Annotated in this window: 19 protein-coding genes and 4 pseudogenes; 17 read left to right on the forward strand and 6 right to left on the reverse strand. The window is 67.6% G+C overall.

Going from position 1 to position 25,744, the window contains the following annotated elements:
• Positions 1-1,133: 1,133 nt before the first annotated feature.
• Complete coding sequence (locus tag AC069K_RS27310; protein WP_478620761.1) at positions 1,134-1,646, reverse strand: hypothetical protein; 513 nt, start codon at positions 1,644-1,646, stop codon at positions 1,134-1,136.
• Positions 1,643-5,620: a polymorphic toxin-type HINT domain-containing protein gene (locus tag AC069K_RS27315; protein ID WP_478620763.1), complete on the reverse strand. Its 3,978-nt coding sequence runs from the start codon at positions 5,618-5,620 to the stop codon at positions 1,643-1,645. The genes AC069K_RS27310 and AC069K_RS27315 overlap by 4 nt, the downstream gene beginning before the upstream one ends.
• Positions 5,621-6,284: 664 nt before the next feature.
• Between AC069K_RS27315 and AC069K_RS27320 the strand changes: the two genes are divergently transcribed.
• The 3 genes and pseudogenes from AC069K_RS27320 to AC069K_RS27330 all read left to right on the forward strand — a co-directional run.
• Entirely contained in the window at positions 6,285-8,294 is a 2,010-nt protein-coding gene (locus AC069K_RS27320; RefSeq protein WP_478620765.1) for an FG-GAP-like repeat-containing protein, read from the forward strand.
• 313 nt (positions 8,295-8,607) lie between these two features.
• Positions 8,608-10,032 carry an FG-GAP-like repeat-containing protein gene (locus AC069K_RS27325; RefSeq protein ID WP_478620767.1) on the forward strand — a complete coding sequence of 475 codons (1,425 nt, stop codon included), beginning with the start codon at positions 8,608-8,610 and terminating at the stop codon, positions 10,030-10,032.
• Positions 10,033-10,222: 190 nt separating this feature from the next.
• Positions 10,223-11,128: pseudogene (locus tag AC069K_RS27330) on the forward strand (IS110 family RNA-guided transposase); the annotation flags it as partial.
• Between the two features lie 18 nt (positions 11,129-11,146).
• Here the strand turns inward: AC069K_RS27330 and AC069K_RS27335 are convergent.
• Both AC069K_RS27335 and AC069K_RS27340 read right to left on the reverse strand, forming a co-directional pair.
• The gene (locus AC069K_RS27335) at positions 11,147-11,380 is read right to left on the reverse strand and encodes a hypothetical protein (RefSeq protein WP_478620769.1); all 234 of its coding nucleotides are present in this window, start codon (positions 11,378-11,380) and stop codon (positions 11,147-11,149) included.
• Positions 11,381-11,617: 237 nt separating this feature from the next.
• A complete protein-coding gene (locus tag AC069K_RS27340; protein WP_478620771.1) occupies positions 11,618-12,238 on the reverse strand; it encodes a DUF6000 family protein in 621 nt (206 codons plus the stop codon).
• 259 nt (positions 12,239-12,497) lie between these two features.
• Between AC069K_RS27340 and AC069K_RS27345 the strand changes: the two genes are divergently transcribed.
• The 3 genes from AC069K_RS27345 to AC069K_RS27355 all read left to right on the forward strand — a co-directional run bounded on the left by AC069K_RS27345 (position 12,498) and on the right by AC069K_RS27355 (position 15,152).
• Positions 12,498-12,902: an SgcJ/EcaC family oxidoreductase gene (locus tag AC069K_RS27345; RefSeq protein WP_478620773.1), complete on the forward strand. Its 405-nt coding sequence runs from the start codon at positions 12,498-12,500 to the stop codon at positions 12,900-12,902.
• Positions 12,903-12,956: 54 nt separating this feature from the next.
• Entirely contained in the window at positions 12,957-13,871 is a 915-nt protein-coding gene (locus AC069K_RS27350) for an IS982 family transposase (RefSeq protein WP_478620775.1), read from the forward strand.
• 349 nt (positions 13,872-14,220) lie between these two features.
• Positions 14,221-15,152, forward strand: a protein-coding gene (locus AC069K_RS27355) for an IS5 family transposase (RefSeq protein ID WP_478620777.1) whose coding sequence is annotated in 2 segments (ribosomal slippage) — positions 14,221-14,626 and positions 14,626-15,152 — 933 coding nt in all. Because the reading frame shifts where the segments join, the coding sequence is not laid out codon by codon here.
• 26 nt (positions 15,153-15,178) lie between these two features.
• Here AC069K_RS27355 and AC069K_RS27360 read toward each other — a convergent pair.
• Positions 15,179-16,309: pseudogene (locus AC069K_RS27360) on the reverse strand (IS630 family transposase).
• Between the two features lie 133 nt (positions 16,310-16,442).
• On the opposite strand from AC069K_RS27360, the gene AC069K_RS27365 reads away from it, so the two are divergent.
• From AC069K_RS27365 to AC069K_RS27375, 3 genes and pseudogenes are all read left to right on the forward strand, one after another.
• Positions 16,443-16,685, forward strand: coding sequence for a hypothetical protein (locus tag AC069K_RS27365; protein WP_478620779.1), 243 nt, complete (start codon positions 16,443-16,445; stop codon positions 16,683-16,685).
• A 2-nt stretch (positions 16,686-16,687) separates the two neighbouring features.
• Positions 16,688-16,879, forward strand: a pseudogene (locus AC069K_RS27370) (Clp protease N-terminal domain-containing protein); the annotation flags it as partial.
• The gene (locus AC069K_RS27375) at positions 16,853-17,233 is read left to right on the forward strand and encodes a Clp protease N-terminal domain-containing protein (RefSeq protein WP_478621098.1); all 381 of its coding nucleotides are present in this window, start codon (positions 16,853-16,855) and stop codon (positions 17,231-17,233) included. The pseudogene AC069K_RS27370 and the gene AC069K_RS27375, both read left to right, overlap by 27 nt.
• 139 nt (positions 17,234-17,372) lie before the next feature.
• Here the strand turns inward: AC069K_RS27375 and AC069K_RS27380 are convergent, their stop codons facing one another.
• A complete protein-coding gene (locus AC069K_RS27380; protein ID WP_478620781.1) occupies positions 17,373-17,762 on the reverse strand; it encodes a barstar family protein in 390 nt (129 codons plus the stop codon).
• A 272-nt stretch (positions 17,763-18,034) separates the two neighbouring features.
• Between AC069K_RS27380 and AC069K_RS27385 the strand changes: the two genes are divergently transcribed.
• The 8 genes and pseudogenes from AC069K_RS27385 to AC069K_RS27420 all read left to right on the forward strand — a co-directional run bounded on the left by AC069K_RS27385 (position 18,035) and on the right by AC069K_RS27420 (position 25,387).
• Positions 18,035-18,907: a helix-turn-helix domain-containing protein gene (locus tag AC069K_RS27385; protein WP_478620783.1), complete on the forward strand. Its 873-nt coding sequence runs from the start codon at positions 18,035-18,037 to the stop codon at positions 18,905-18,907.
• Positions 18,908-18,918: 11 nt separating this feature from the next.
• A pseudogene (locus AC069K_RS27390) lies at positions 18,919-19,241 on the forward strand (Tn3 family transposase); the annotation flags it as partial.
• An 888-nt stretch (positions 19,242-20,129) separates the two neighbouring features.
• Complete coding sequence (locus tag AC069K_RS27395; RefSeq protein ID WP_478620785.1) at positions 20,130-21,308, forward strand: NAD(P)/FAD-dependent oxidoreductase; 1,179 nt, start codon at positions 20,130-20,132, stop codon at positions 21,306-21,308.
• A 74-nt stretch (positions 21,309-21,382) separates the two neighbouring features.
• Positions 21,383-22,387 carry an RNA polymerase sigma-70 factor gene (locus AC069K_RS27400; protein WP_478621100.1) on the forward strand — a complete coding sequence of 335 codons (1,005 nt, stop codon included), beginning with the start codon at positions 21,383-21,385 and terminating at the stop codon, positions 22,385-22,387.
• A gap of 622 nt (positions 22,388-23,009) precedes the next feature.
• Positions 23,010-23,342, forward strand: a complete 333-nt coding sequence (locus AC069K_RS27405; RefSeq protein ID WP_478620787.1) for a hypothetical protein — start codon at positions 23,010-23,012, stop codon at positions 23,340-23,342.
• A 210-nt stretch (positions 23,343-23,552) separates the two neighbouring features.
• A complete protein-coding gene (locus tag AC069K_RS27410) occupies positions 23,553-24,035 on the forward strand; it encodes a hypothetical protein (RefSeq protein ID WP_478620789.1) in 483 nt (160 codons plus the stop codon).
• A 101-nt stretch (positions 24,036-24,136) separates the two neighbouring features.
• Positions 24,137-24,997: a hypothetical protein gene (locus AC069K_RS27415; protein ID WP_478620791.1), complete on the forward strand. Its 861-nt coding sequence runs from the start codon at positions 24,137-24,139 to the stop codon at positions 24,995-24,997.
• Positions 24,998-25,210: 213 nt separating this feature from the next.
• Positions 25,211-25,387: a hypothetical protein gene (locus AC069K_RS27420; protein WP_478620793.1), complete on the forward strand. Its 177-nt coding sequence runs from the start codon at positions 25,211-25,213 to the stop codon at positions 25,385-25,387.
• The last annotated feature ends 357 nt before the right edge of the window (positions 25,388-25,744 follow it).

A 25,744-nucleotide genomic window follows, 5' to 3' on the forward strand; every position in this document is an offset into this window, starting at 1 on the left:
GTGGGAAAGACGCGACGACATCCATGAAGCCTTCCTGGGCCTCGCCGTCTGCCTGATCACCCATCGGCATGTCCAGAGGCTTTGTTAGGGCCAGTAAAGCAGTGAGGGACAGCACACCGAGCCCCGGCCGACATCCCCCTCAGACACCGGCCGGGGCGCACCCATGCCCGGACTCCGCACTGGTGAGCTCGAACGCGGCCGAGTCCCACCAGTAGCCGCGCCAGTACCCAGCCGTCCAGTACCGACCACGAACACCACGCGCACCAGCAGCGTGTCGCGCCGCCCGGCAGGCGCCGGACCCGGTATACCCGGGTGTCGTGCCACAGGCGCCCGCCCGCAACGGACCCCCACAGGGGGCCACTCCCCACCCGGATTGCCGTGCAGCTCCACACGGCGGATCACCACTGCATCACCCTGCGGCGCGCGACTGATACACGATCAAGATCACTGCCGATAGACGGTTTGTTCCGCCGAGTTCGCGGCCTCCTTGCGTACAGCGGCGGGGCCTTGGAGCGTGGACGACGCGTGGGCGCCCACGGCGTGGCGTTGGGTGAAGTGAGTCGGCCTTGGTTCCGGAAGCGCGTGTGCCCCGCGCGGCACGCGCGGGGCACAGGAAACGGGGACTCCCGAACTCGGTGTCCAACCGAACACTGCGGGCATTTCGGGGGTGCCGACGTGCCCTGCTGCGCCCGGCGCTGCGGGCGCTCACCAGAGTGACACGGCCCGGCACGTCGCGCGCGACGGCACCGGGCCGTGGCGATCCGGACCGCGGCTCGGATCAGTCGGTGGTGGGCTCCAGGTAGTACTCGTAGGGTCGAGGTTGAAGGTCAGTCCCGTGAGCCTGCCGACCATGCGATCGGACAGTCATATGGCGGCCCGAGTGTGAAGGTCCATTACGCCGGGCAACCACCGGGGCATGACCCCCGCCCCTTCGTGCCACCGCAAGCCAGGCAGGCGATACTCCGGTCTTCGCGGCCGCCAGGGCAGCCATCCGTATGCGGTGCCGGTCGGCCTCACCAGCTCTCCGGCCGCAGACCGAGGCATGCCCCACGTGCCACCGAGCGGAGGCTTCGCCGAAGGCGGTACTCGAGTGGGACCTGCACGTACACAGGTCGAGGCAACAGAAGAGATGGCTACTCCTTCACCTGACGATTGACGATCTCCATGCTCCAGATGTCTCCGTGCCCGGGATATTCTCCGCGTACACAGTTGACGTCGTGCACCACATGCAGGGAGACGCCCGACTCCTTCGAGCCGAACACCTGGTACCCGTCCACGACCGACGAATCGATCACGGAACGGTGTCCGAGAGAAACGAGTGCTTCCCGGACGTCCGACCATGGTGTGTATGGGGCGAAGTCCAGGCCGGCACGGGTGTGAATCTCCTCGATCATCATGGGGGAGTTCGCCAGCCTGTGGACCTCTACCGACACCGATCGGCACGTCCAGTCCGCTTCATTTCCGGACGTCACCTCCAGTAGGCCGTAGTCCCGGCGCATCACTCTGGAGCCACGCCGGCGCCCGTACAGTTCGTCAACGTACGCAAACGGCAACAGCTCCTCAATGTCGCTCAATTTCGCGCCGGGACACACATCCATGAAGGCACCGGAGATGACGGCTTCGGCAAGAGCACGGGAACCTGTCATCCCATTTTCTCCAATGCCTTGATGAGGAAGTGCATCTCGACGGCTCGATTCCTGTCATTACCCCAGTTGTGAGCGTTCATGTCGTCCATCGCCGAACGTGCCTTGGTGATCAGATCTGCCCGGAGCTCTGGGCTGTTCTTCAGGGTTTCGAGGACCTGCTGGACAGTACGTTCCGACGGCATGCCCGTGCTGAGACGGATCCCCTCCGCACCGATTCCGCCGCCGTCCGTGGGGAAGATGCGAACTTCATCCTTGCCGAGATGCAGATGTGCACCCTTGGTCGCCCAGTCGGGACGTACGGGGGAAACGCGGATTCCGCAGACGTCGTTGTGAACCAGGACCGGCGTGGAACCGGCCAGCACATAGTACGTGTGCAGTTCCCGGACAGTCAGGTTGTAGGCGGCCTGGAGGCCCTTCCAATGGTGCACCCTGTCGATCTCGACGGTGGTGCCGACGGGGGTGCGCAGCGCGTCGCCGACCCGGAGGTCGGCGGCATCGACCCAGCGCTTACGGTTCTCCACCCAGTAGGGGTGGTGGTCGGTGGAGGTGAGGGTGCCCACGGCCGTGCCACCGTGCATTTCCAGATCGGTGAACTGCCGGTCGTCCGGGGTGTAGATGGTGTCTTCGACCGGCTCAGTGCTGGAGGCTCCCGTCAGCGGGTCAGTGGCCTGAACGGTATCGCCGATCCGGATCTGCTCGATGGGCTTGGCGGAGCCATCGCCCATCAGGACCCGGGTGCCGGCCGGGAAACTGTTCTTCCCGCAGGTGGGTGCTTTCTTGAAAAGGTCGGCCAACCGGTCGAAAGCTTCTTTCGACTTCGGTCCGTACTTCTCCGCCCACTTGCCGAACTTGGTGCCAGCGGCAGCCCATCCTCCGATGGGGATGGCTGAGGCGCAGGAAAGTCCTGCATCCAACCACATCCCTTCCCGGCCGGTGGGGGTGAAGTGATCGACCGTGCCCTCTATCCCGTAGATCAGGCAGTTCGCGCCATCGGCGATCTCGCCATAACCCGGAATGAGGCCGAGGATGTCGAGCTTGATGTGGAGGAAGTCGAGCTGGGTGTTGACAGAGACGCCCACGCAGACGTTCATGAAAAAGCAGCCCGCGTGGGTGAGGGCCTTGTAACCCAGGTTGAACAGTGTGCGCCGCTTTTGTTCGCTTTCGGCCCGGAGACGTTCCTGCTGTGCCTTGAGGAACTGCTCCGTCATGTAGCGGTCGACGGTGCTGTCGTACCTGTCCTTAGCGTCCTTCGCGCTCGCTCCGGCGTTCGTCGCGGATTGGCGTGCTTCCCGGGCGGCCTGGTACGCGCTGGCCGCGTAGTCGGCGGCGGCATCGGCACTGGCTCTGGCCGAGACTGCGGAGTTGGTGGCCTGCTCTGCGCTGACAGCGGCGCGGGCCTCCGCGTCGCGAGCCGAGGTCGCGGAGGCTGCGGCTGCGGAGGCGGAGGAGGCGGCGTTGTTCGCGGACTTCTTGGCGTCCTCCGCGTAGCCGGCGGCCTTGGTCGCGTAGGTGTTGGCGGTCTGGGCGTGCCGGGCTGCTTCGTCGGCGTAGCCCTGGGCAGTGGCCGCGGCCTGGGCGGCGTAGTAGGCGTCCTGGAAGGCCTTGGACGCGACGGCGCTGGCGTCGGCGATGATGCCCTGGACCTGTGCGACGTGGGCGGCGTTGAGCTGATCGCGGCGCTTGGCCCGGTACTGGCCGAATTCGATGAAGGCGCGTAGTTGCGTCTCGGGGCTGGCGAGTGCGGCTTCGGCGGCGGCCTTGACCTCGGGCGTGCCGCCTTCCGCGAGGCGGGCGGCTTCGACCCGGTCGTCCTCGAGACGGGCCTTGTGCTGGCCGACCAGGAGGAATTCCGCGAGGGCCTTGGGGTCCGTGGACTCCAGGGCCGTTTTGGCTGCTTCCTTGACGCCGGTGCCGCCGGCTTCCGCGAGGCGGGCGACCTCGATGCGGCTGTCGGGGGCTGCTGCCTTGTACTGCCCGGTGGTTAGGAAGGCGTGGATCTGCGCGCCGTCGCTCTTGAGCACGTTGGTGGCGGCTGTACGCACATCTTCGTGCGGCGAGGTCTTGGCGAGTTGGTTGACCTGTTCGCGTTCGTCTTGCTCCGCTGCCTTCTTCCAGCCGACGGTGACGTATTCGACCACGGCGGCGTCATCTCCGGCGAGCGCTGCTTCGGCAGCGGTCCGGCTCCAGGGGCCGCGGGTCTGCATGACCGTCAGGGCCATTTTGCGGCCGGTTGCGGCGACCTTGGCGGGTTCGGTGCCGGGCTGGGTGGCCTGCTGGGCGAGGGCGTCGACGTCGGCTTCGAGTTTGACGGCTTCCTGTTCGAGGCGGGTGACCTCGGCCTGGGCCGCGTCGTACTGCGCTTTGTCGTCACGGGCTTTGTTGACCAGGGTCGTGGTGCGGGCCGCGACTTCTTCGGCTTCGTTCGCCCGGGCTTCGCTCTGGACGGTCTGGGCCTTCTTGACCGCGGTGTCGGCGGCCTGCGCGGACTTCAGTGCCTCGTCGGCGTTGAGCTTGGCCTGGGTGGCGGCCTTCTGGGCGTCGTTGGCGTAGTCGGCGGCGTGCCGGGCGGCTTCCGCCGCCTTACGGGCATGTCCTGCGGCCGAGCGCGCCGCGCCGGCGGCTTCGCGCGCCTGGGCGGCTGCGGCGTTGGCATGGGTCTGCGCGGCGGCGGCCGAACGCTTGGCTTCGGCTGCGTGGCGGCGGGCCGAAGCCGCGGCAGCTTCTGCTTCGGCCGCGTCCCCGCCGGACTTGGCCGCCCATTCGCCGGATTCTGCCGCGCTGCCCGCTGCGGCGTTCATGTCGGCGATCGCGTCGAGCGACGCCTGCAGGGCCGTCGTGGTGGCCTTGAGGACCCCGTCGAGGGCGTCGGTCAGGTTGGCGATCTTCTCGGCCGCCGCGGCGGCCTTGTCCGCGTCGGCGGCGACTCGCTCGTTGACCTTGCCCGAGGCGGCTGCGTTCCACGCCTGGGTCGCCGCCCGGGAGGCGTACAGGGCAGCGTTGGAGGCGTTGTAGGCGGCGATGGCGGCTGTCTGCGCTGCTGCGTTGGCGGCCCGGGCCGAGGCGATAGCGGCCTGGGCGGCGGACGCGGCGCGGCGGGCGGACTCGGCCGCCCGGCGGGAGGCGTCCGCAGCCCTGACCGCGTCACTCTGGGCGGCCTTGGTCTCGGCGGCGGCCTTGGCCGACTCCTCCTTGGCCAGGCGCGCGGCTTCCTTGGCCTTGCCCGCCTGTTCGATGGCGCTCTTCTTGGCCTTCTGGGCTGCGGCGCCTGCTTCTTCGGTCTGCTTGGCCAGGTCGCTGATGGTGGCGTGTTCCTGGTCCTGAGCGGCGGCGATGTACTGGCCGTAGGTCAGGAAGTCACGTACGTCTTCAATCGTGCCTTTGAGGGCTGCGGCGGCTGCTCGCTTGGTGGCCGGCCCTCCGTTCGCCTCGAGCTGGGCGACACGGACGCGTGCGTCGTCGTCGCGCTGCTTGTACTGCCCTTCCGAGAGGAAGGCGCGGATGTCGTCGATGGAGCCGCGCATGGCGGCGTCACCGGATTCACGCAGGCCCGCACCACCGGACTCGGTGATCATGGCTGCCTGGACCCGCTCATCCTCGGCCAGCGGGGCCTTCCAGCCGTCCTTCATGAAGGCGGCGAGGTCCGCCGGGGTGCCGTCCAGCGCCCGCTGCGCGGCCTCCCGGACTCCAGGGCCCGCGTCGGTGACGAGCTTGAGAGCAGCCTCGCGCAGGTCGAGCTCTTCGGCGATCTTCCGGCCGTTCTCCAGGTAGGCACGGAGCTGCTCATCCGTGCCCGCAAGGGCCTGGCCAGCAGCCGACTTGACCGCCGGGCCGCCGGACTTCCATTGCTGGAGCACCTGCTGACGTGGCGTCAGTGACGGTGTGGGCGGATCATCGGCCGCTGCCGGGGCCGCGGAGACGAGTCCGGCCAGCAGTGCCAGCGGGAGCAGGCACCGCACGGCCTTGAAGGCCGTCACGGATCCCCTCCCCCGGGCTCTGGCGGGCCGCACGAGGTTGTGACGCACGGGACGTTCCCCCCTGTGGTGGTCTGAAAGTCTGCGTGCGCGCGGGCAGGCCAGACCCCTCTCCATGCGGGAGGGGGTCCGGTGGCGTCGTTGCGTCCTGCTCGCGCACGGGCGCGACCCGCCATCTTCCGTGATGCGGCTTCCCCAGGCCGAAGACAGCGGTTCGCGCCACGGATCGTCAGACGATCCGGTGCAGCGGGTGATTGATCGGGACTTTAGTTCATCTTGAGCAAGCCGTGGTTACGCGGTCGTGGATGGCGGGCCGCTGAGGTGACTGCGGAATGACACCGTTCGCCGGGAACCGCCGGTGTCCTCGGCAGGTGCTAGGTGCCGTGAGCCATTGGAACCCACTATCCGGCGGTCCGGTGTGCGACGCATGCAGGGTTCCTCGACAATTCGTGCAACGTGCCGACCCACTGCGCCGTCCGGTCAGTTCGCGGCACCGGACGTGATGATTTCGTGACAGGGACGGGTGCCAATCTTGTGTTCGAGGGGCTAACCTTCATTCGGCCCCCAGGCGATCACGACCCTCCGCACCGTCGCGGCGCGGTCGATTTTGTCGATCCCACCCTCGCGACTCGCTCGTCGAGGGTTGCTTGGAAGGCCCTTACACCTCGTGCGTATTCGCAGATGGCTGCCCGCAGCCACACTCACCGCCGCCATCGCCATCAGCTCGGGTGCGCCGCTGGCATCCGCCGAGCCGGTTACGCCAGCCAACGCCGGCGCGGCCTTCGCAGTCGAGGATGGTGCGTACCCTTATCGAACCGCCGCGCTCACCAGCACCGGAGCCGACCTGATCTCGGGTGACGGCAACATCAACCTCACCCCCTGTTCCAGCCCGTACCAGATCATGGTGTGGGCGCGGTACCTCAAGACCGAGGACTCCCGGGTCTGCTTCAAGGCCGCCAACACCGGCTACCTGACGGTCAACATCCCCCGCGCCTTCCGCATCGAGACCGTTGACCGCGACCTGAACGCTCAGGTCACGATCAACGGCCAGACGTCCAGCCTGTCCGTCCCGAAGGACACTTCCAAGGGCTTCGGCGAAGCCAGCCCGAGCGACCCACAGCGCGCCACGCTCCTGGAAATGCGGATCACCGGCTCCGCAACCGCCCCCGCCCAGCCCTCCGGCGACCAGACCTACGCCTTCGCGGGCAAGCTGACCATCGGGGACAACAAGCGGTTCTGCACGGCGACGCTGGTAGACCCGCGCTGGGTGCTCGCGGCCAAGAGCTGCTTCGCGGACAAGCCTGCGGAGAACAACACGGTGGCAGCCGGGGCGCCGAAGGAGAAGACGACCCTCACCGTCGGCCGCACCGACCTGGCCTCCTCCGGCGGCCACACCACCCAGATCGTCGAACTCGTACCGCGCGAGGACCGGGATCTGGTGATGGCCCGTCTGGACAAGCCCGCCTTCGGTATCACCCCGGCCGTCGTGTCCGCGACCGCGCCGACGGCCGGTCAGGAGCTGACCGTCGCGGGCTTCGGCCGCACCTCGACTCAGTGGGCACCCAGCAAAATCCACACGGCCACTTTCGCGGTCGGCACTGTCGCGACCACCGGCATGGACCTGACCGCCAAGGCCCCGGCGGACGCCACCGTCTGCAAGGGCGACGCCGGCGCGCCGGCCGTGCGGACCGAGAACGGCAAGCCCGCCATCGTCGCCATCGGCAGCCGCTCTTGGCAAGGCGACTGCCTGGACAGCACCGAGACCAAGACCGGCGCCTACGACACCCGCGTGGACGACCTGGGGCAGTGGATCACTTCGCTGACCTCGCGCCGCTCCGCCGCCGTCAACGAAGCCGGCGGCAACGACCGCATCCGCTGGGCCGACTTCGACGGCGACCGCAAGCCGGACTACTTCAGCGTCGCCGACAACGGTGAAGTCTCGGTGTGGCTCAACCGCGGCGGCGCCCCGGCCGGCGCCGACGGATGGCAGCCTCTGGGCCGCGTGGCCACCGGCCTGACCACCGACCGCAACCGGGTCCGCTTCGCCGACTTCGACGGTGACGGCAAAGCCGACTACGTCCTGATCAACACCGACGGCTCCGTCGAGGTTTACCTCAACCAGGGCGGCGACACCGCCGGAGCCAACGGCTGGAAGCACCTGGGCAAGGTCGCCTACGGCACGACGAACGACGCCACCAAGGTCCGCTTCGCCGACTGGGACGGCGACGGCCGCTCCGACTACATGGCCTTCACCGACTCCGGCGCCCTCTCGGTCTACCTCAACCGCGGCGGCGACCAGTCCGGCAACGGCTGGCCCGCGGCCGGCACGGTCGCCAACGGCGTCACCAGCGACCGCTCCCGCATCCGCCTGGCCGACAACGACGGTGACGGCAAGGCCGACTACATCCACATCAAGACCGACGGCAAGATCGACCTCTACCTCAACCGCGGCGGCGACCCGGCCGGCGGCAACGGCTGGAACACAGTCGGGCAGATCGCCACCGGTATGACCACCGACCACACCAAGGTCCAGTTCGTCGACTTCAACGCCGACACCCACGCCGACTACATCCTCGCCGGCCCCGGCGGAAGCGCCTCCGTGTGGCTGTGGAACGGCGGCGACAAGTCGGGCCCCAACGGCTGGACCGGCATCGGCAAGGTCGCCGCCGGCACCTGACCGCACACCGCACGAGCAGGCCCGCGGCCCTCGCGGCCCCGGGCCCGCTCGGCACCCCTACTGCATCCCGCCAGCCAGGGACAGGGCAAGTCCAGAGGCACAGCACCACACCCCGCCCGCCCGCCCGGGGCGGGCCCTCCCAGCCGGCGCGCGCAGGCCGCAACCCGCGGCCTCACCCCCATTACCTCGAAGGTCTTCACCGATGAAACGCATGGCGCTGTCCGTCCTCACCCTCGCCACGGCCATCACTCTCGCCGCGTCGGCTGTTCCCGCTGCGGCTGCGCCCGTTCCGGTACCGCCGCTTGTGAGAATCATGCCGCTGGGCGACTCCATCACCGCAGGCGTTCAGAGCACCACCGGTGCCGGTTACCGGGGCCCCCTGTGGGAGCTAATGGCCGGTCAGACCCGCTACATGCCGGACTTTGTCGGCTCCGGATCCTTCGGCGCCGCCGGTGATCCGGACAACGAGGGACACAGCGGCTGGACGATCGACCAGGTCCGGGCCGAGATCGACCGGTGGCAGGACGCGGCCCGGCCCGATGTCGTCCTGCTGCACCTCGGCATCAACGACTTCAAGTGGCACGCCGCCGACCCCGAGGACGCCGCCCGCCGGCTCCTCGAACTCGTCGACCGCCTGCAGACCCAGCGGCCCGGCACCACCGTCATCGTCCTCGGACTTCTGACCGACACCCCAGGCCTTGAGCGACAGACCGCAGCCTTCAACTCCGTCATCCAGGCACAGCAGACGAGCCGGCAAACAGCAGGGCAGCACTTCCGGTATGTCGCCCCGCCCCGGCTGGACGTCGCCGCCGAACTGCCGGACGGACTGCACCCCAACGACGCCGGCTACCGCAAGCTGGCAGCCGCCTACAACACGGCCATCGAGCAGACCGTCACCGACGGCTGGACCACCCGTACCCCTGCACCCCGCGCGGGAACCGAGGCCGGCGGCACCGGGCCCGTGCGGTGGGCCGACTTCGACGGCGACGGCCGCACCGACCAGCTCACCATCGCCAACAACGGCGAAGTGCGCGCCCGCCTGAACCGCACCACCGGATGGCAAGACGCCGGACGCATCGCCACGGGAGTGACCACCGACCGTACCCGGGTGCGTCTTGCTGACTTCGACGGCGACGGCAAGGCCGACTACCTCCTCATCGCGCCCGGCGGAGGAGTCAGCGTCTACCTCAACAAGGGCGGCGACACCTCCGGCCCCAACGGCTGGCAGAACATCGGCCAAGTTGCCTGGGGCACCACCACCCGCCAGCAGCAGGTCCGGTTCGCCGACTTCGACGGCGACGGCCGCACCGACTACGTCACCATCGCCGACAATGGTGCCGTCACCGTCCACCTCAACCGCGGCGGCGACCCCTCCGGGACCGGCGGCTGGGTAGCCCTGAACCAGGTGGCCACCGGAGCCACCACGGACCGAAACCGAGTCCGGCTCGCAGACCTCGACGGCGACGGACGGGCTGACTACCACAGCCTCAACCCCGACGGCAGTCTCACCACCTACCTCAACCGCGGCGGCGACCACCACGGAGGTTGGCAGAACCCGGCACGCACCGCATCCGGCGTCACCACCGACCACGACCACGTCCAGCTCGTCGACATCAACGCCGACACCCACGCCGACTACCTCTACACCGGCCCCAACGAAGCCGTGCACACCTACCTGTACAACGGCGGCGACACCTCCGGCCCCAACGGCTGGACCTACACCGGCACCCTGCAATAGACGGACACGGCACATCGCGCCGATCGACAGCCCCGCATCCCGATGAGGACACCCCTCATCGGGATGCTGCCTTATCTCCGGTAACAGACGGCAACAGGCACGTCTCCGGCGAATAGCGGGCCTGCCGCGCGCGTCAAGCGCGGTGCAGGAGATCAATCAGAACAGGGCCAGCCGGGGATAGTGTCGAGTGGGCCAAAGTCGGGCGGCCGCGAGGGACGCGTTCTCATCGCGGATGCGGCCCGGCGATGCCTCACACGCTGCGGGCGATCGACGGCGAGGACGAGACGATCGCCGAGCTCGAGATGATCGTGAGATTCGACGACGAACTGGCCGGCGAAGCGACCCGAGTCGCGAACCGGCTCCACGGCCTGCTGACGCAGATCCATCCCTCGCTGGAACGGGTGCTGGGGCCGATTGGAGCACCAGGCCGTCCTGACACTGCTGGAACGGTTCGGGTCCCCGGACCAGATACGCGAGGCCGGACGTCGGCGGCTGGTCACCCTGCTGCGGCCGAAGGCGCCAAGGATGGCCGAACGGCTGGTCGAAGAGATCTTCGCAGCGCTGGACGAACAGACCGTGACCGTTCTGGGAACCGAGGCGGCCGCGCTGATCGTCCCGAGCCTGGCCAGATCGCTGACCGTTGTCCTTGACCAGCGCAAGCTGCTGGCCGGGCGGATCGGGGAACTCCTGGAGGCCCACCCTCATTCGAACGTCCTGACCTCTATGCCGGGCGTCGGCGTCAGGACCGGAGCCCGCATCCTGATCGAGGTCGGCGACGGCAGCACCTTCCCGACCGGCGGCCACCTCGCCGCATACGCGGGACTTGCCCCTGCGACCCGCAGCTCGGGCTCCTCCATCCGCGGCGAACAACCGTCCAGGAGAGGTAACAAGCAGCTCAAACGCGCTTTCTTCCTCTCCGCGTTCGCCGCCCTGGGCGCCCCGGCCTCCCGGGCCGGCCTACTACGACAAGAAGATCGCTCAGGGCAAGCACCACACCCAGGCCCTGCTCTGTCTTGTCCGCCGTCGGGCCGACGTCCTGTTCGCGATGCTCCGCGACGGAACCCTCTACGAGCCCCAACCCGCTGCGGCCAGGTGAGGAGTCCAGACCGCTCGATCAGTCCTCCGGCCGAAGCCGCTGGCGAGCAGCCTCAAGCCTCTGGTCATAGTCGGGCGCGAACAGCTCGGGAAGGGTCTTGTCGAGTGTTCCGGCGATTCGATGGATCGGCGCCCAGACCGCCGGATCGTCGACAACGCGGCTGAGGTCCGTCATCTGGAGCCTTTCCAGCCAGTGCCACAGCACCAATGCCTCGTCACTCGTGAGCTTGATCGTGACCTGGCTATCACTCATGCACACCCCTACGGCTCAGCCCGCACTCGACCGCACGAACCTACTGGCCTTGGGCCTTGACCAAACACATAGGGGCACCCCCCCGGCGACCACGACGCCCGGCACACCCGCAGGCGCGTAGCCCCTCGATCAGACGAAACCGCACGGTCCCTACTTGCCGAGCACCGTTGACGTCCTGCCCCTGGGCCCACCGCCCTGCCCGAGGGCGTGAGGGCGGTCGCAGGTGCGGGCGTGTCATCAACCAGCCGCGATGCAGTACCCAGCGCTCTCCTGGACAACGGAGCAAAGCTGACCGATGAAGGTGCGGTGGCTTTCCGGATCGGGGTCGGATTTCGCGGGTGGGCCCTGGGTCCACTGCTGCCACAGACCGCCCGACGCAAGGAAGCGTGCCGTGTGCCCGGTGCCGAGCCGGGCATCGAGCTGCAGCAGTGCGCCCAGAGCCTGCGGCTGGTTGTAGAACAGGTCTGCCCGGGGCAGGTAACGGTCCAGGTACGCGGCCAGCACGGTGGCGTCGGCGGAGCTGCCGAACACGGCCAGGGCCACACAGTAGGCCTGCCCCGCATACGGTCCCTCGCTGGCGAGCAGGAGCTCGCCCAGCCGCTCGCGGAACCCGGTCCGCCCGGCCACAGCGATGAGCCAGGCCGCGGTCTTACGCTCACGCCAACCGCCCTCCAACAGGACCTCCAGCTCCCGCGGCGTGATCTCACAGGCGGCCTCGCCAAGCTTCCGCACGAAGACAGCACGCTCGCGCCCGCACATCTGCAGAAGACTCCCGCCCAGTTTGAGGTAGCGCCGCTCCGGCATGACGAAACGTCCGGCCAACTCCCGCAACTCATCGTCCTCAACCCCACGACGCATCCACACATCCTCCCGCACCCAGGGCAGGTACGCGGTATGAATCCGGCTGGCGCCTGCCAGCGCCCGGCGCAACTGCCACGCGAGACGGCAGGGGGGTCGGAGTGGCGCGGGCCTACGCCTCGTCGACGTGGTACAGGACGAAGGTGCGGCTTTACTCCGGCCTCTAGATGATCGATTCCAAGGGGGCAGTGGCCGTTGGCAGTGTGGGCCGGTCACCTCTCTTGATCTCAACCGTGCTTGAGGTAGCACCATCGTCCGCATGAACACGGATTCCACGGCGCACGCCGCAGACACCGAAGCTGTCAAGCAGGTCGTTGCCACCGTCGAGCACTCCCAGCAGCACAAGGACCCCGATGAATTCCTCGCCCTCTTCCACCCCGATGCGGTCTGGACGACGGCCCACGGCAAGGTTCTCATCGGCCTCGAAGCGATCTCGGAATTCACCCGGAAGGTACTCCCCGCCGCCAGCTGGGACGGCAAGGTCAGCTACGAGGTGATCCACGTGCTCTTCATCCGCCCGGACGTCGCGGCGGTCAAGGTTCGGCAGCGCTACCTGTCCCCGGATGACGAGAGCGAGGGTGCTCCGCTGTACGTGATGACCAAGCAGGACGACGGCCGCTGGCTGCTGACGGCCTGCCAGAACACGAAGGTCGTCACCGGCTGATCTCTTCGGACGGACTGGCTGCACGCATGAGGCGAGGGCGTCCAACATCGGTGTGTGAAGACAGAGTTGGACACCCTCGCGACCGCACTCTATGTGAGAACCGATGACATGCTGAAGTCCCCTCCGCATCTGGCACCGTGGCGGCCGACCGTGGGGATCGCCCCGCGGCTCACTGACGCCGAGTTGGTCACGCTGGCGATGATGCAGGCCATGCTCGGCTTCACCTCCGAGGCCAGGTGGCTGCGGCACGCCCGCTCTCACCTGCGGCATCTCTTCCCGAACCTGCCCAAACAGCCCGGCTACAACAAACGGCTGCGCAAGGCCGCCGGGCTGCTGCGGCACGTCACCCGACTGCTGGCCACCGACACCTCCGTGTGGAGCGACGATGTGTGGATCGTGGACTCCACACCCGTGGAATGCGGCCGTTCCCGCGAGACCGTCAAACGCTCCGACCTGGCCGGATGGGCCGAGTACGGGTACTGCGCCAGCCACAGCCGCTTCTTCTGGGGCCTGCGGCTGCACCTGGTGTGCACCCTCCAGGGCCTGCCCGTCGCCTTCGCCCTGACCGGGGCCAAGGCCGATGAGCGCGAGACCCTGCTGGACCTCCTCGCCACCGAACAGGGACTCGTCACCGCCCGGCCCGGCCAGACGCTGATCGGCGACAAGAACTACTTCGGCCAGGGCTTCGAACACGAACTGGCCGAGCAGGACATCCGGCTGCTGCGGGCGGCCCGCAAAGGCGAGCCCGAACGGCCCGGAGCACCCCTGTTCAGGCCGTTGCGGCAGGTCATCGAGTCGGTCAACGAGACCTTCAAGGGCCAACTCGATCTCGAACAGCACCGAGGGTGCACACCCGGCGGTGTCATCGTCCGTGTCATGCAGCGCATCCTCGCGCTCACCACCGCGATCTGGCACAACGACCACACCCGACAGCCGGTCCTACGCTCACTGACCGCCTATGATCACTGACCCCTTGGAATCGATCATCTAGGCCATTTCGTTTGGATCAGCGGGTCGTTGGGCGGGGTGTGCCTTTGACTAACGCGCAGTGGGCGCGGATCGAGCCGTTGCTCCCGGACCGGACGCCGAAGCGGGGTGGCCGCTGGCGGCCATCGTGAGGTGATCAACGCGATCGCCTTCAAGTTCCAGACCGGTAGCATTGGGTGCACCTGCCGGGGAAGTACGGCAACTGGCGGGGCGTCTACAACCGGCTGCGGATGTGGGCCGTGGACTGCACGTGGGAGCGGGTGTTCACCGCCCTAGGCACTGTTTCTCGGATCTCCTGACAGAGGTGGGGTGTTGAGGCCAGGCTGTCTGTATGGGCCGTGGGGATCTGACGAACGCGGAGTGGGACAGGCTGGAGTCGTTCTTGCCGTCTGGCGGGACTCGTGGGGGCCGGTGGAGTGATCATCGGCGTGTGATCAACGGGGTTCTGTACCGGGTCCGGACGGGGGTGCAGTGGAGGGATCTGCCGGAGCGGTTCGGGCCCTGGGAGACGGTCTTTAAACGCCATCGCCGCTGGTCAGCGGATGGAACGTGGGCGATGCTGCTGTCGAAGGTCCAGGCCGCTGAGGACGCCGGGGGCCAGATCGACTGGGACGTGTCGGTGGACTCGACAACGGTGCGGGCTCACCAGCACGCCGCCGGCGCGAGGAAGACACCGGCGGCCACCGCCCCTCAAAAGGGGGCCGGCCAGAGGGCGAAACAGGTCGATCCGGTGCTGCGGAAACTGGCCGTCCGGCTGGAAGCGGTACTCAGATCCGCGAGTGCCTGGGACGCTCCCGCGGAGGATTCACCACCAAAATCCACCTCGCCGCCGACGGGCGGTGCCGCCCCCTCGCTCTCCTGCTGACACCCGGGCACTACGGCGACGGCCCCCAGCTAGAACCCGTCCTGGACCAGGTCTCCGTGCCACGAACCGGCGTCGGACGCCCCCGGACCCGGCCCGACCGAGTCCTCGCGGACAAGGCCTACACGTCCCGGAAAAACCGCGGTTACCTGCGGCGACGCGGGATCCCGCACACCATCCCCGAACGACTCGACCAACAAAAACACCGCAGGAACCGGGGATCCCGAGGCGGCCGTCCCACCGGCTTCGACCGCGAGCATTACAAGAAACGCAACGCCGTCGAACGCGCGATCAACCGTCTGAAGGGCTTCCGCGCCGTCGCCACCCGTTACGAGAAACGGGCCTACACCTACCTCGGCACCGTCACCCTCGCAGCCCTCATCATCTGGCTCCGAACATGATCCAAGAAACAGTGCCTAGTGCCGTATCAAGCAACGTTCGCCCTCTTGACCACTTCGCGTAGTCGTTCGTCGGCGGCGTTTCTGTTGCGCCAGATGATGTAGCGACGGATCATGCTTCCCTGCTCCTTATGGCTGGCATGGCCGGTGCCGTCCAGGGCGAATAACGCAGGGCGGTGAACTGGGCCTCGGTACGGTTGAGCCAGGAGGAGTTCGTAGGGGTGTAGGCGATCTCGACGTCGTTCGCCTCGGCCCGGGCTGCGACCCGCTGGCACCGTTTCGTGGTGAGGTGCGGGGAGTAGTTGTCACAGACGATGGCAATCCGCACCGTCGCCGGGTGGAGGCTGCGTAAGTAGCGGCAGAACTCCAGAAAATTGGAGCGGTTCTTGGTTCTCTTGGTATGGCCGTAGAGCTGGTCCTTGCCCAGGTCGAAGGCGGCGAACAGATGGCGGACGCCGTACGGGCGGGTGTAGGTCGCCCGTTGCCTGGCCCTAGGATCCCGGTCGGGGTCCTTGCCCTTGCCGCCGCGTTCGGCCCACTGGCGTCCGGGGTGGAGCTGGAGGTTGAGCGGGCCGAACTCGTCCAGGCAGAAGACGACCTCGGGCTCGCCGGCCTCGGGTATGACCTCGCGGTCGGCGGCGATGGCGTAGATGTGCTCTACCCGGGCCTTTGCGGCGCAGTCCGGGTCTTTCGACCTCTTCCAGGTCTTTCTGGGTTGAAAGGAGACGCCTTCCTCGCGGAGCAGGATGCCTAGGCCCTCGTGACTGATGTCGTCGACCACCCCCTCGGCGACCAGGAAGTCGGCCAGCTTGACCAGGCTCCAGGCCGAAACGGCAGGTTGTGCTCGGCCGGCTTGAACTTGGCGATCTTCTGATCTCACGGGGCCCGGGCAGCGTGAAGGTCCGCGGCCGTCCGCCCTTGCACTTCGGGCAGAGCGAGTCGAAGCCATAGGTGTTGACACTGTGGGTCACGTCCCGGACCCGGTCAGTGCTGGTGAAGGTGACCTCCGCGATCTTCGCCACCGGCATGCCCTGCGCGGACAGCAGCACCGTCTGAGCCCGGCGCCAGGTCACCACCGACCCCGCACCTCGTCGGATAGTCCTCAGCAACCGCCGGCCCTCGTCGTCATCGATCCCGCACACGCGTACTGGTTCTGCCACCGGCACAGGGTTTGCAACCACCGACCGCTCCGACGCTCCAGGCGTCCTCGCCACGGATGGGGCAGGGAGTGGTCCAGCCAGCTCTTGTCAGGCTTTCTTGACATCTGCCTCTCGTCAGGGAATCCTGACACTCATGGGAGCTGAGGACACACCGGCCTCGCTGGCCGGACAGGTCACCAACAAGGACCCCGCTGTGGGACTGCGGGCCGTCGTCGCACTACGCCGTCTCCTGGAAGAACTCGAGCGGGTTCACGTCGACAACGCCCGCGACCAGGGCTGGTCATGGCAGAGCATCGCCACGTCGCTGAACGTCAGCAGACAGACAGTGCACGAGAAGCATGCAAGCAGGCGCAAGGCCACAGGCAAGGAGGAGTAGAGGTGTTCGAGTTCTTCACCGACCGCGCCAGGCGCGCTGTGGTGCTGTCCCAGGACGAGGCAATCGCCCTGGGACATGACTTCATCGGTACCGAGCACATCCTGCTCGGCCTGATCGGCACCGACCAGAGCACGGCCGGGGACGTGTTGCGCGAGCAGGGTGTCGAGCTGACGCGGGCGAGGGCAGAGACCGTACGGATCCTGAAGGCCGCCGGAATCGTCGCCGCCGGCGGACAGCCCGCCAGGGACGCCCTGTCGTCCATCGGCATCGACATCGAGGAGATCCAGCGCCGGGCAGACGACACCTTCGGCCCCGGCGCCTTCCAGTACCCAAGGCCCGCCTACACCCCGGACGCCAAGACGGCCCTCGAACACACCCTGCACGAGGCCCGCGCACTGGGCCACGAGAAGTTCGGTACCGAGCACATCCTGCTCGGCTTGCTGGCAACGGGACAAGGCCACGGCCTCGAAGTACTGGCATCCCTGGAGGTGGACCCCACCAGCCTGCGCCAAGCGGTCCTTACCCGGGTGACGAGGGAGACCTCCTAGCGACGACCGGGATATGCAGGCGCCGCCCGGCCAGAAAGACCGGGCGGCGCCCACACCGCTCACCAATCTGAGAAAAACTCCGTGCCGACGACCAGCGCTTACACACTGTCCGACAGGGCAAAGGTTGCTAGATGCGGCCCTAGCGCAGCTGCAGCACGCCGGGGGCGCGGTTCTCGAAGATCTCGACCAGTTGGTCGAAGACGGTCGGTCCGCGCTGGTCGTGGGCCGCGTCCAGTCGCGCCGCGAGGATGGCCCGGTTGGACGGGTGGCACCGATCCTGAAGGAGTTCCAGCTGGCGCACCGTCTCGGAGTATCCGAGCTGCTCACGCGACACCTCGTGGTCGCGCCATTCAACGACGTATTCATCGACGTCGGGGTGCCCGGGGCCGCCGCTGAGGCAGTCAGCAAAGGCATCGAAGTTCCTGCCGAAGTACTGGCGCCCGGGACCGTCGAAGGCGTCCATGATGACCTGCCAGAAGGTGTCCAACGTTCGAATCCGTGTCCCGTCCAGCACGTATACCGCAGTCATGATTCGCAGGATACGTCCACCTCCGTCACTCGCTCATCCCCTTTGAACCTGTGCTGTTCAGGCACCGCCTTTTGCACAGGCTCGTCCGGAACACGTGCGCTTGCGCTTTGCTGAATGCCTTGTTCGGCGTGAAGCGTAGAGGCGGCATGTGACAAGGTCACTGTCCACTCCAGTTTGTGCCGGGCATGTCGGTATGGCGCGTGATCAGTAAGTCTTCTTCCGTGGCAGTCTGCGGGTCAGGACGATGACGTGGAGCCGGAGGTACCCCGCCCGTGGCGGCGAGCATGAATCCCACCATCAGGAGACGTCGCCTGGGGGCTGAGCTGCGCCGGCTCCGCCAGGCCAGTGGGCTCAAGAGCACCGAAGTGGCCGAGCGGCTGATGGTCTCCCAGCCCAAGATCAGCCACCTGGAGAACGGCCGCCGCGCGGTCAGTCCCCGCGACGTGCGCGACCTTTGCGCGCTCTATGGGGTGAAGGACCAGCAAGTCATCGACACGTTGGTGGAGATGGCGAGCGAATCCGGGCGGCCGGGCTGGTGGCATGCCTACGGCGCCATCCCCCAGAGCGCCTACATCGGCCTGGAGACGGACGCCGCCTCGATCCACACCTACGAGCCCCTGATGATCCCCGCCCTGCTGCAGACCCCGCCCTACGCCCATGCGGTCATCGGGGAAACGATTCCCCTGCTCACCGCCGAAGAGGCAGGCACGCGTCTGAAGGTGCGGCTGCGTCGGCAGCACCGGGTCTACGACCCGGCGGGCCGGCTGCGGCTGTGGGCTGTCCTGGATGAGTCCCTCCTGCGCCGTGTCGTCGGCTCTCCCGACATCATGCGGGAACAGCTGGAGCACCTGAACGCCCTCGGCGCGGAGCCGAACGTCACCGTGCAGGTCCTGCCCTACGCCGTCGGGGCTCACCCGGGCCTGTCAGGGCGGTTCTCCATCCTGGGGTTCGCCGACACCTCCGCGGCGCCGGTGGTGTATCTGGAACAGTTCACCAGCGACCTCTACCTGGAGAAACCAGCCGACGTGCGGGCCTACACCGCGATGTACGCCCACCTCCAGGCCCAGGCCCTCGACCCCGACAGCACCCGCCAACTCATCACCGACACCATCAAGACGTACACCGAAGCCGCGAACCACCCCTGACCACCGTGGCCAGCGCCGTACGCCCGTTCCTGTCCGTGCTCGGCGAGTCGAGCGCGCTCGGGGCGGCCTCCGGCGGCGAGCGGGTGCTGAAGGCTGTGAAGCGCCTGCCCGCGCTGGGGCCCGGCGCAAGGTGAAGGGGAAACCGCTGCTGCCCCGGGAGATGGACCAGAAGCTGGTGCCGCCGGCGTGGAAGAAGGCGGTGTTCTCCAACTCCGACCTGCCGCCGGGGGCGGTGGACCGGGACGCCTACGCGGTGTGCGTGCTGCAGCAGCTGCACCGGGCGCCGGGGCGCCGGGACGTGTTCGCCTCGCCGTCTGGAACGACCCGACATCCTGCTGGAGGCGCTCGAAAGGTTCCTCCGGGACACCACCGAGTCCCCCAGCGCCATGCCGAGCCAACCGGCGACCGTGACGCCGTACGTCCATTGATCCGTGGGGGCGGAATCGGTCGATTCCGCCCCCGAACCGATCCAACGCCACAGGACCCCGGGCCAGCGGAAATGCCCCGCCGATCCAATCAGATACAGCCCGTGATTCCGCCTCCCCATTCCGCCCCTAAGGTGGGCTGCGGACGTCGCCGGGGTACCGACCGGCCACCGCGGGGAAGGCGAAGAGCGTATGGCTGACCGGATCTACCTGCGGCACTCCACCGATAGGCAGACCGACGCCCGCCGGCGCCGCGCCCTCGCGCCGCCGCTGGCCGCCGGCGCCTCCTTCTATGATGGCGCTCTTTGAATCCACCCACCTCATGCTCAGGGTGGGACAGACCTGCTCTCTGAGATCCCCACCCGCAGTCCGCGGGTCAGGGGCGGAACGGTGCGCCCTTCGGGTTCGCCCTGCAGCGGCCGCACTTGGGGCCGGGATCGCGCGCCGGTAGACCTTCAGCATTGAACGCTATTGGGGTCGGCACGTTGAACTGGGTCTGGATGACTGTCAGTCTGCGCTCTCGAGGATCTGATACTGGAGTCGTACGCGGAGTTCGACTTCATCAGGGGTGAGGGGTTCGCGGGTTTTGGCCGCGGCAGAAGCCGTTGTTTTCGGCATCCTGCTCCGCCTCAGCCCAGGCCCGATACAGCCAGGCACGTGGTGCATCTTTCCGGCCCACCAACGACGACGCCCAGTGAGACGTGAGTCACATCAAAGGGCCGTCACGTCCGGCGGTAGTTGCTTGTCCCATGGGCGTCACCGGCACCGAAGCCGGTGCCCGACCCTGGGAGATTGAGATGACCAACGGCCACCACGTCGTCGTTCTCGGCGCCGGCTACACGGGTATGTTCAGCGCTGTCCGGCTGGCCCACCGCACCCGCCGGACCGACGTGAAGATCACCCTGGTCAACCCTTCGAGCCGGTTCGTCGAGCGACTGCGGATGCACCAGATTGCCGCCGGGCAGCGGCTGGCCGACCACCAGATCCCCGACCTGCTCGCCGGTACCGGCGTCACGTTCGTCCAGGGCACCGCCACCGCTATCGATCCCGAGACCCGGCGCATCACCGTCGACGGCGCCACGTCCCTCGGTTACGACACGCTCGTCTACGCGCTGGGCAGCTCGACCGACACCGGGAAGGTCCCCGGCGCCGACGACCATGCGTTCACCCTCAACAGCCCGGAGATCGCCGACCGGCTCGCCGCGCGGCTCACCGAGGTCGCTGCCGCCGGCGGCACGGTCACCGTTTGCGGCGCCGGCCTGACCGGCATCGAGGCGGCCACCGAGATCGCGGAGAGCCGCCCCGGTCCGCGCGTCACGCTGATCAGCCCGGACGAGCCCGGCGGCATGATGGGCGCCAAGGCCCGCGCCCACCTCTACCGCGCGCTGGACCGCCTCGGCATCACCCTGGAGACCCACGCCCGCGTCACCAAGGTGCTGCCCGAAGGCGTCGAGCTGGCTGACGGCCGGATCGTCCGATCCGACGCCTGCCTGTGGACCGCTGGCGTCAAAGTGTCGCCGCTCGCCGCTGATGCGGGGATCGCCACCGACGACCGCGGTCTGATCCTGGTCGACGCCACGCTGCGCTCGATGTCCCACCCGGAGATCCACGCCATCGGTGACGCCGCCGCCGTACGCCTGGCCTGGGGACAGCTCCACGGCTCCTGCCAGAGCGGTCTGCCCACCGCCCAGTACACCGCCGACACCATCGCACGGCTGATACGCGGCAAGACCGTCAAACCATTCCGCTTCGGCTACTACCACCAACCGGTCAGCCTCGGCCGCCGCGACGCCGTCATCCAGTTCACCAGGACCGACTTCACTCCCCGCCGCCAGTGCCTCACCGGCCGCGGTGCGGTCATGTACAAGGAGATGGTCAACGGCAGCCCCCTCACGACGTACCGGCTCAGCAAGCGCATGAACGTCACCACGATCATCTCCAAGGGCGGCCGCGCCACCCACAGGCCCGCGGCGTGACCGGCGCACCCGCTCCCGGCACCGTGATCCACCCCTTGCCGTCCGGTTCACGGCGCTGGCAGCATGAGCCGGTGATCGACACCGGCGCCGGGCAGGACGACCCGTACCTCGCACACCGCAGGCTGCTGTTCGCCACCGCCTACCGCATGCTGGGCAGTGTCAGCGACGCGGAGGATGTCCTGCAGGACGCGTGGCTGAAGTGGAGCACGACGGACCGTGACGCGGTCAGCCACCCCAAGGCATACCTGGTGCGGACGGTCACCAACCTCTCCCTGAACCGGCTCACCTCCGCACGGGCCACCCGCGAGAGCTACGTCGGCCCGTGGCTCCCCGAACCCCTGCTGACGTCTCCGGACATCGCCTCGGAGGCCGAATTGGCCGACTCCGTCTCCACTGCCATGCTGGTCGTTCTGGAAACTCTCAGCCCTGTGGAACGCGCCGTCTTCCTGCTCCGCGAGGTCTTCGGCTACTCGCACAGCGAGATCGCCGAGACCCTCGAACGCCCCGAGGCGACGGTCCGCCAGATCGCCCACCGTGCCCGCGCGCATGTCCAGGCCCGCCGTCCCCGCTTCGACGCCGACCCCGACCGGCGCCGGCAGATCACCGCCCAGTTCCTGGATGCCTGCGCGGGCGGCGACCTGAACGCCGTGATGGAACTGCTCGCTCCCGACGTTACCGCCTGGTCCGACGGCGGCGGCAAGGTCACCGCGGCTCGTCGCCCGCTCCACGGCATCGACCATGTCGCGCGCTGGCTCCTGGGCTTCCTGGCCAAGCCCGAACTGGCCGGCCTGTCCATGGAGCCGGCCGTCATCAACGGCGAACTCGGCATCCTGGCCACCCTCGGCGAGCACACCGTAGGCGCCCTCTGCTTCGACATCGGTGGCGGCCGCATCCACAACCTGCGCTTCCAGGTCAATCCCGACAAGCTCGGCGGGCTGACCCCCGACAACAGCCTGGCGGTCCCTGAAGCGTTCAAGCCTGGAGCCATTCCGGCAGGGCCAGGTCCTCAGGCCACGGCACGTCATCCAGGGCCGCCACAAACCGTCGCTTGCGACGCCGCCCTCGACGGAGCCGGATAGCCCCGAGGCCATCGCACACGGACGCTTCCGGCCCCGCGGTCAGGCATGCAAGGGAAGGGCCCGAGCAAGGCGCAGCAGGCGTTCCAACGCGGCCAGGCCGCCGGTCAGGCTTGTGGCAGGTATGCGGCTCAGGCGTTCCAGTACGTTGCCAGCGGCCGGGCAGCCCTGGGGCGCGCGGAAGAGGCACTCGGTGATCAGTGATGCCAGGAGGGCGGGGGAAGTGCTGAGCGGCGGCGGGGTGGTGGGTGTAATCGCGCTCGACGTACCTCCATCCGACGGGAGTCTCCCGCCTCACCCCTTGGTGGGTCTCGGCGCCGGAAGGGCAGCACCGGGGTGGCGGCGACTTCCGTCCCAGCCTCCGCCACCGTGCCGACGGCGCCGCGCGACGGCCTCGGCCGACCCTTCACTCCCACCTTGGGTACAACCCTGGGGGCATGCATACCCCCGGTGATCGAGGAGGCGATCCGCTCCCGCTCTGATCTGGTTCGGTGCATCCCCTGGTCAGAGCACAGAATCGGACGGAGGCCGCCCACACGTCTGAGGAACTTGCGCGTGAGGAAGCCAGTTCGACGGACAATTCGACACTACGGAGCTCGGGAACTCAGGCAACTTGCTTGAAGTCGTGGCTGAGCTGAAGGGAGCGGTAGTGAACGGGACATGGTGGCTCACACAGGGCGACACCCGGATCGGCGAGCTACGGCAGTACGCAATTAATCAACCAACATTCCTCTGCCACTTCATCCCAGGTCCCGGATGGGAAGGGGTCCGTGTGCTGTTCGAGAGCTGGGCGGCCCTGCACGGCCCGGACCCCGACGGCTCTCGAACAGTACAGGCCATCAAGCCCATCATGGACCTCGGACTAACCCTGGTTCCCGAAGACGAAGGTCAGCCCATGGCGCTCTTCAAAGAGTGCATCGTCCGTATCGACGGTGACATCGCCCGCGTGCGCTGCTGACCTCAACGACGTCGCAGACCATAAAGAACAAGCTAACTGCTGGTGGAATTCTCGATGGACTGGATGCGCTGAAACGCCGCCGACGAACACTGCTGATATCCCGGGATGCGGGCTTGGTCGGCGCCCGCCGGGAACCTGTCCACCAAGGTCCCGGGGGCACGTCATCCCTACAGACGGCGCCCCTGCGGGCGTTACACGGGCGGCGGGGGTGTGATCGGTGATGAGCGGATCGGCTACGCGCTCACCGTCCAGGTGCATGGCTTCGCCGCCGTCGTAGTCGCCGCCGTGGCGGGTGACGATCGCCTCCGCCTCTGCGTGCCGCGAGTGGTCGAGGTCGACGTGTCGACCGACCAGCAGCAGCCACTGCGAGTCGCCTGCCTCGGGCCATCCAAGGCGTGGACGCCTCCGAGGCGGGCGGCTGGGGAGGCGGAGCCCGAGTTTATCGACAGCCTGGGAGAAGCGCACGGCGTGGAGGCGGGTGGCTTCGCGGTGCGCGCCGGCTTCGTCGACGCGCCCATCTTGTCGCGCGTCGAGCACACGGATCCTCGGGCGGCTACACCAGCGCGCTCTGACCTGCGGGCTGAACAGGTGGGTGCGCTGCTGAACTATCCGTTGGCCTGTTTCGTTCGAAATCTCGTACTCCTGGGCTCCCAGTACAGGTCAGCGCAGGCTGCGATATTCAGAGTACGGTAAGGGACTGATTGCCCGTTTCGTATTCTGAACTCTCGCTGATTCTCGGCCAGTTCATGCTCAAACGCATGCCTGACCGTACCGGGTCTTCATATGATCGCGACATGGCGGAGATGGGTGGGAGTTCTGTCGGCAGATGGGACAGATTCCGCAGATGGGTCGGAGGGGCGGCTCAGACCGGCCAGATGAGCCGTGGGCAGAGGTTTGCGGCCAGCCTGGCGGGTACTGCACTTGGCGGAGCCGGGGCAACCTCGGTCTTCGTCTCCGAGAATCAAGCGGGCGGCGTCGCCCTTGTCGTGACTGGAGGGTTGTTTCTCCTGATGGGAGTCACCGCCCGGTTTATCAAGAGCATTCAAGCCGCAGACTGGGGGATCACGATGGAAGAACAGCGGGAGTTGGCTGAGCGAGCGAAAGCGCAGGCTGAGGCTGGTCTCACGGCTCGAGCCCAGGCCACCTTGGACGTTCTCAAGAGGTTGAGCCCGACTGGGGGCCAGAATGCGGAGGTCCGACAAGCAGAGCTCGCGCTGCAGACTGCACGCTTCGAGAACCGGGTTCTTGAGGCTGTCGACGCGGCACGAATCGACGCCGAAGAGGTGCAGCGCCACCCTGAAGCAGGTCTTGGGGAGCCTATCGCTATCCTCCTGACGCAGCCGAGCATTAGGATCGGCATCTTCGCGGCGTACTCAGAGAACGAATCCGGCCACATCCCACAGGACTCGTCAGACGACTTCATTCGCCGGGCACGGGAGCTCGACTGCGCCGCGTACCTCTTCGTCAACGGCACGCTTCATGAGCAAGACCTCAACCACCTTGCAGAAGGCATTGAGCGCGATGGCGGCAAGTATGTGGGCGTCACGCACTGGACGTCCGTCGAGAGGCCAAGGCCCCTGCGCCCTGACATCGACCGCCTACTGGACCGTGTGCGTGGCCCGCAAAACGATACAGTGACGATCCCTCATCAGTGAGAGTGCAGTACGGAATCTTCCGTCCTACTTGCCATCGCCCAATTGGGGAGCCGTTGCCGGTCAGGCGTCCGCGATTCGCTTGATTTCCGGCATGAGCATGCGCACTCCGTACTCCAGTGATGTCTCCGACGAGCAGTGGGTCCTGGTCGAGCCCGGATCACAGCTTGGAAGGCCCCGCATCTGTCGGTCAGCGGCCACCAGGACAGAAATCCGATGCGGGAGCTCGTGAACGCGATCTTGTACCAGAACCGCAGCGGCTGCCAGTGGGGCCTGTTGCCCCACGACCTGTCGGGCACTGTCGACGTGCTGGCTCTCCTTGATCGCCGTACCCGGCGGCCGACCAAGCGGGAATCCTTCCGTCCGTGGGCCTCACCCGACTCGTCCCCGTGATGTTCGCCGAGGCCGCGGCTGCAATCGACGAGGACGGCCACACAGAGGCTGAGGACGATGCGCATGGACTGAGCCGCGTGTACGTGAGTCCTGAGATCGAGGGATGGACGCTGATGACCGGCCGGTAGTGCGAACCGTGCCACGCCGGCAGCAGTGACGAAGTCCTGCACCTGTGTGCCGACTTCGGCTCTCCCCACCGCCCTGGGGATCAGTCCGCTCACCCTGACCGAGTCGATGCGCGTGCACGGCGTCGGCGTTCTGGCGGAGACACCCGTTGCGGTGTTCTGAACACCGCAGTCAACGCGTCGCCGCCGTCCGCGAACGAACCGCCCACCCCCAGGTCGGATTACGGCCTCC

This window comes from Streptomyces sp. NPDC043908 (assembly GCF_056435525.1).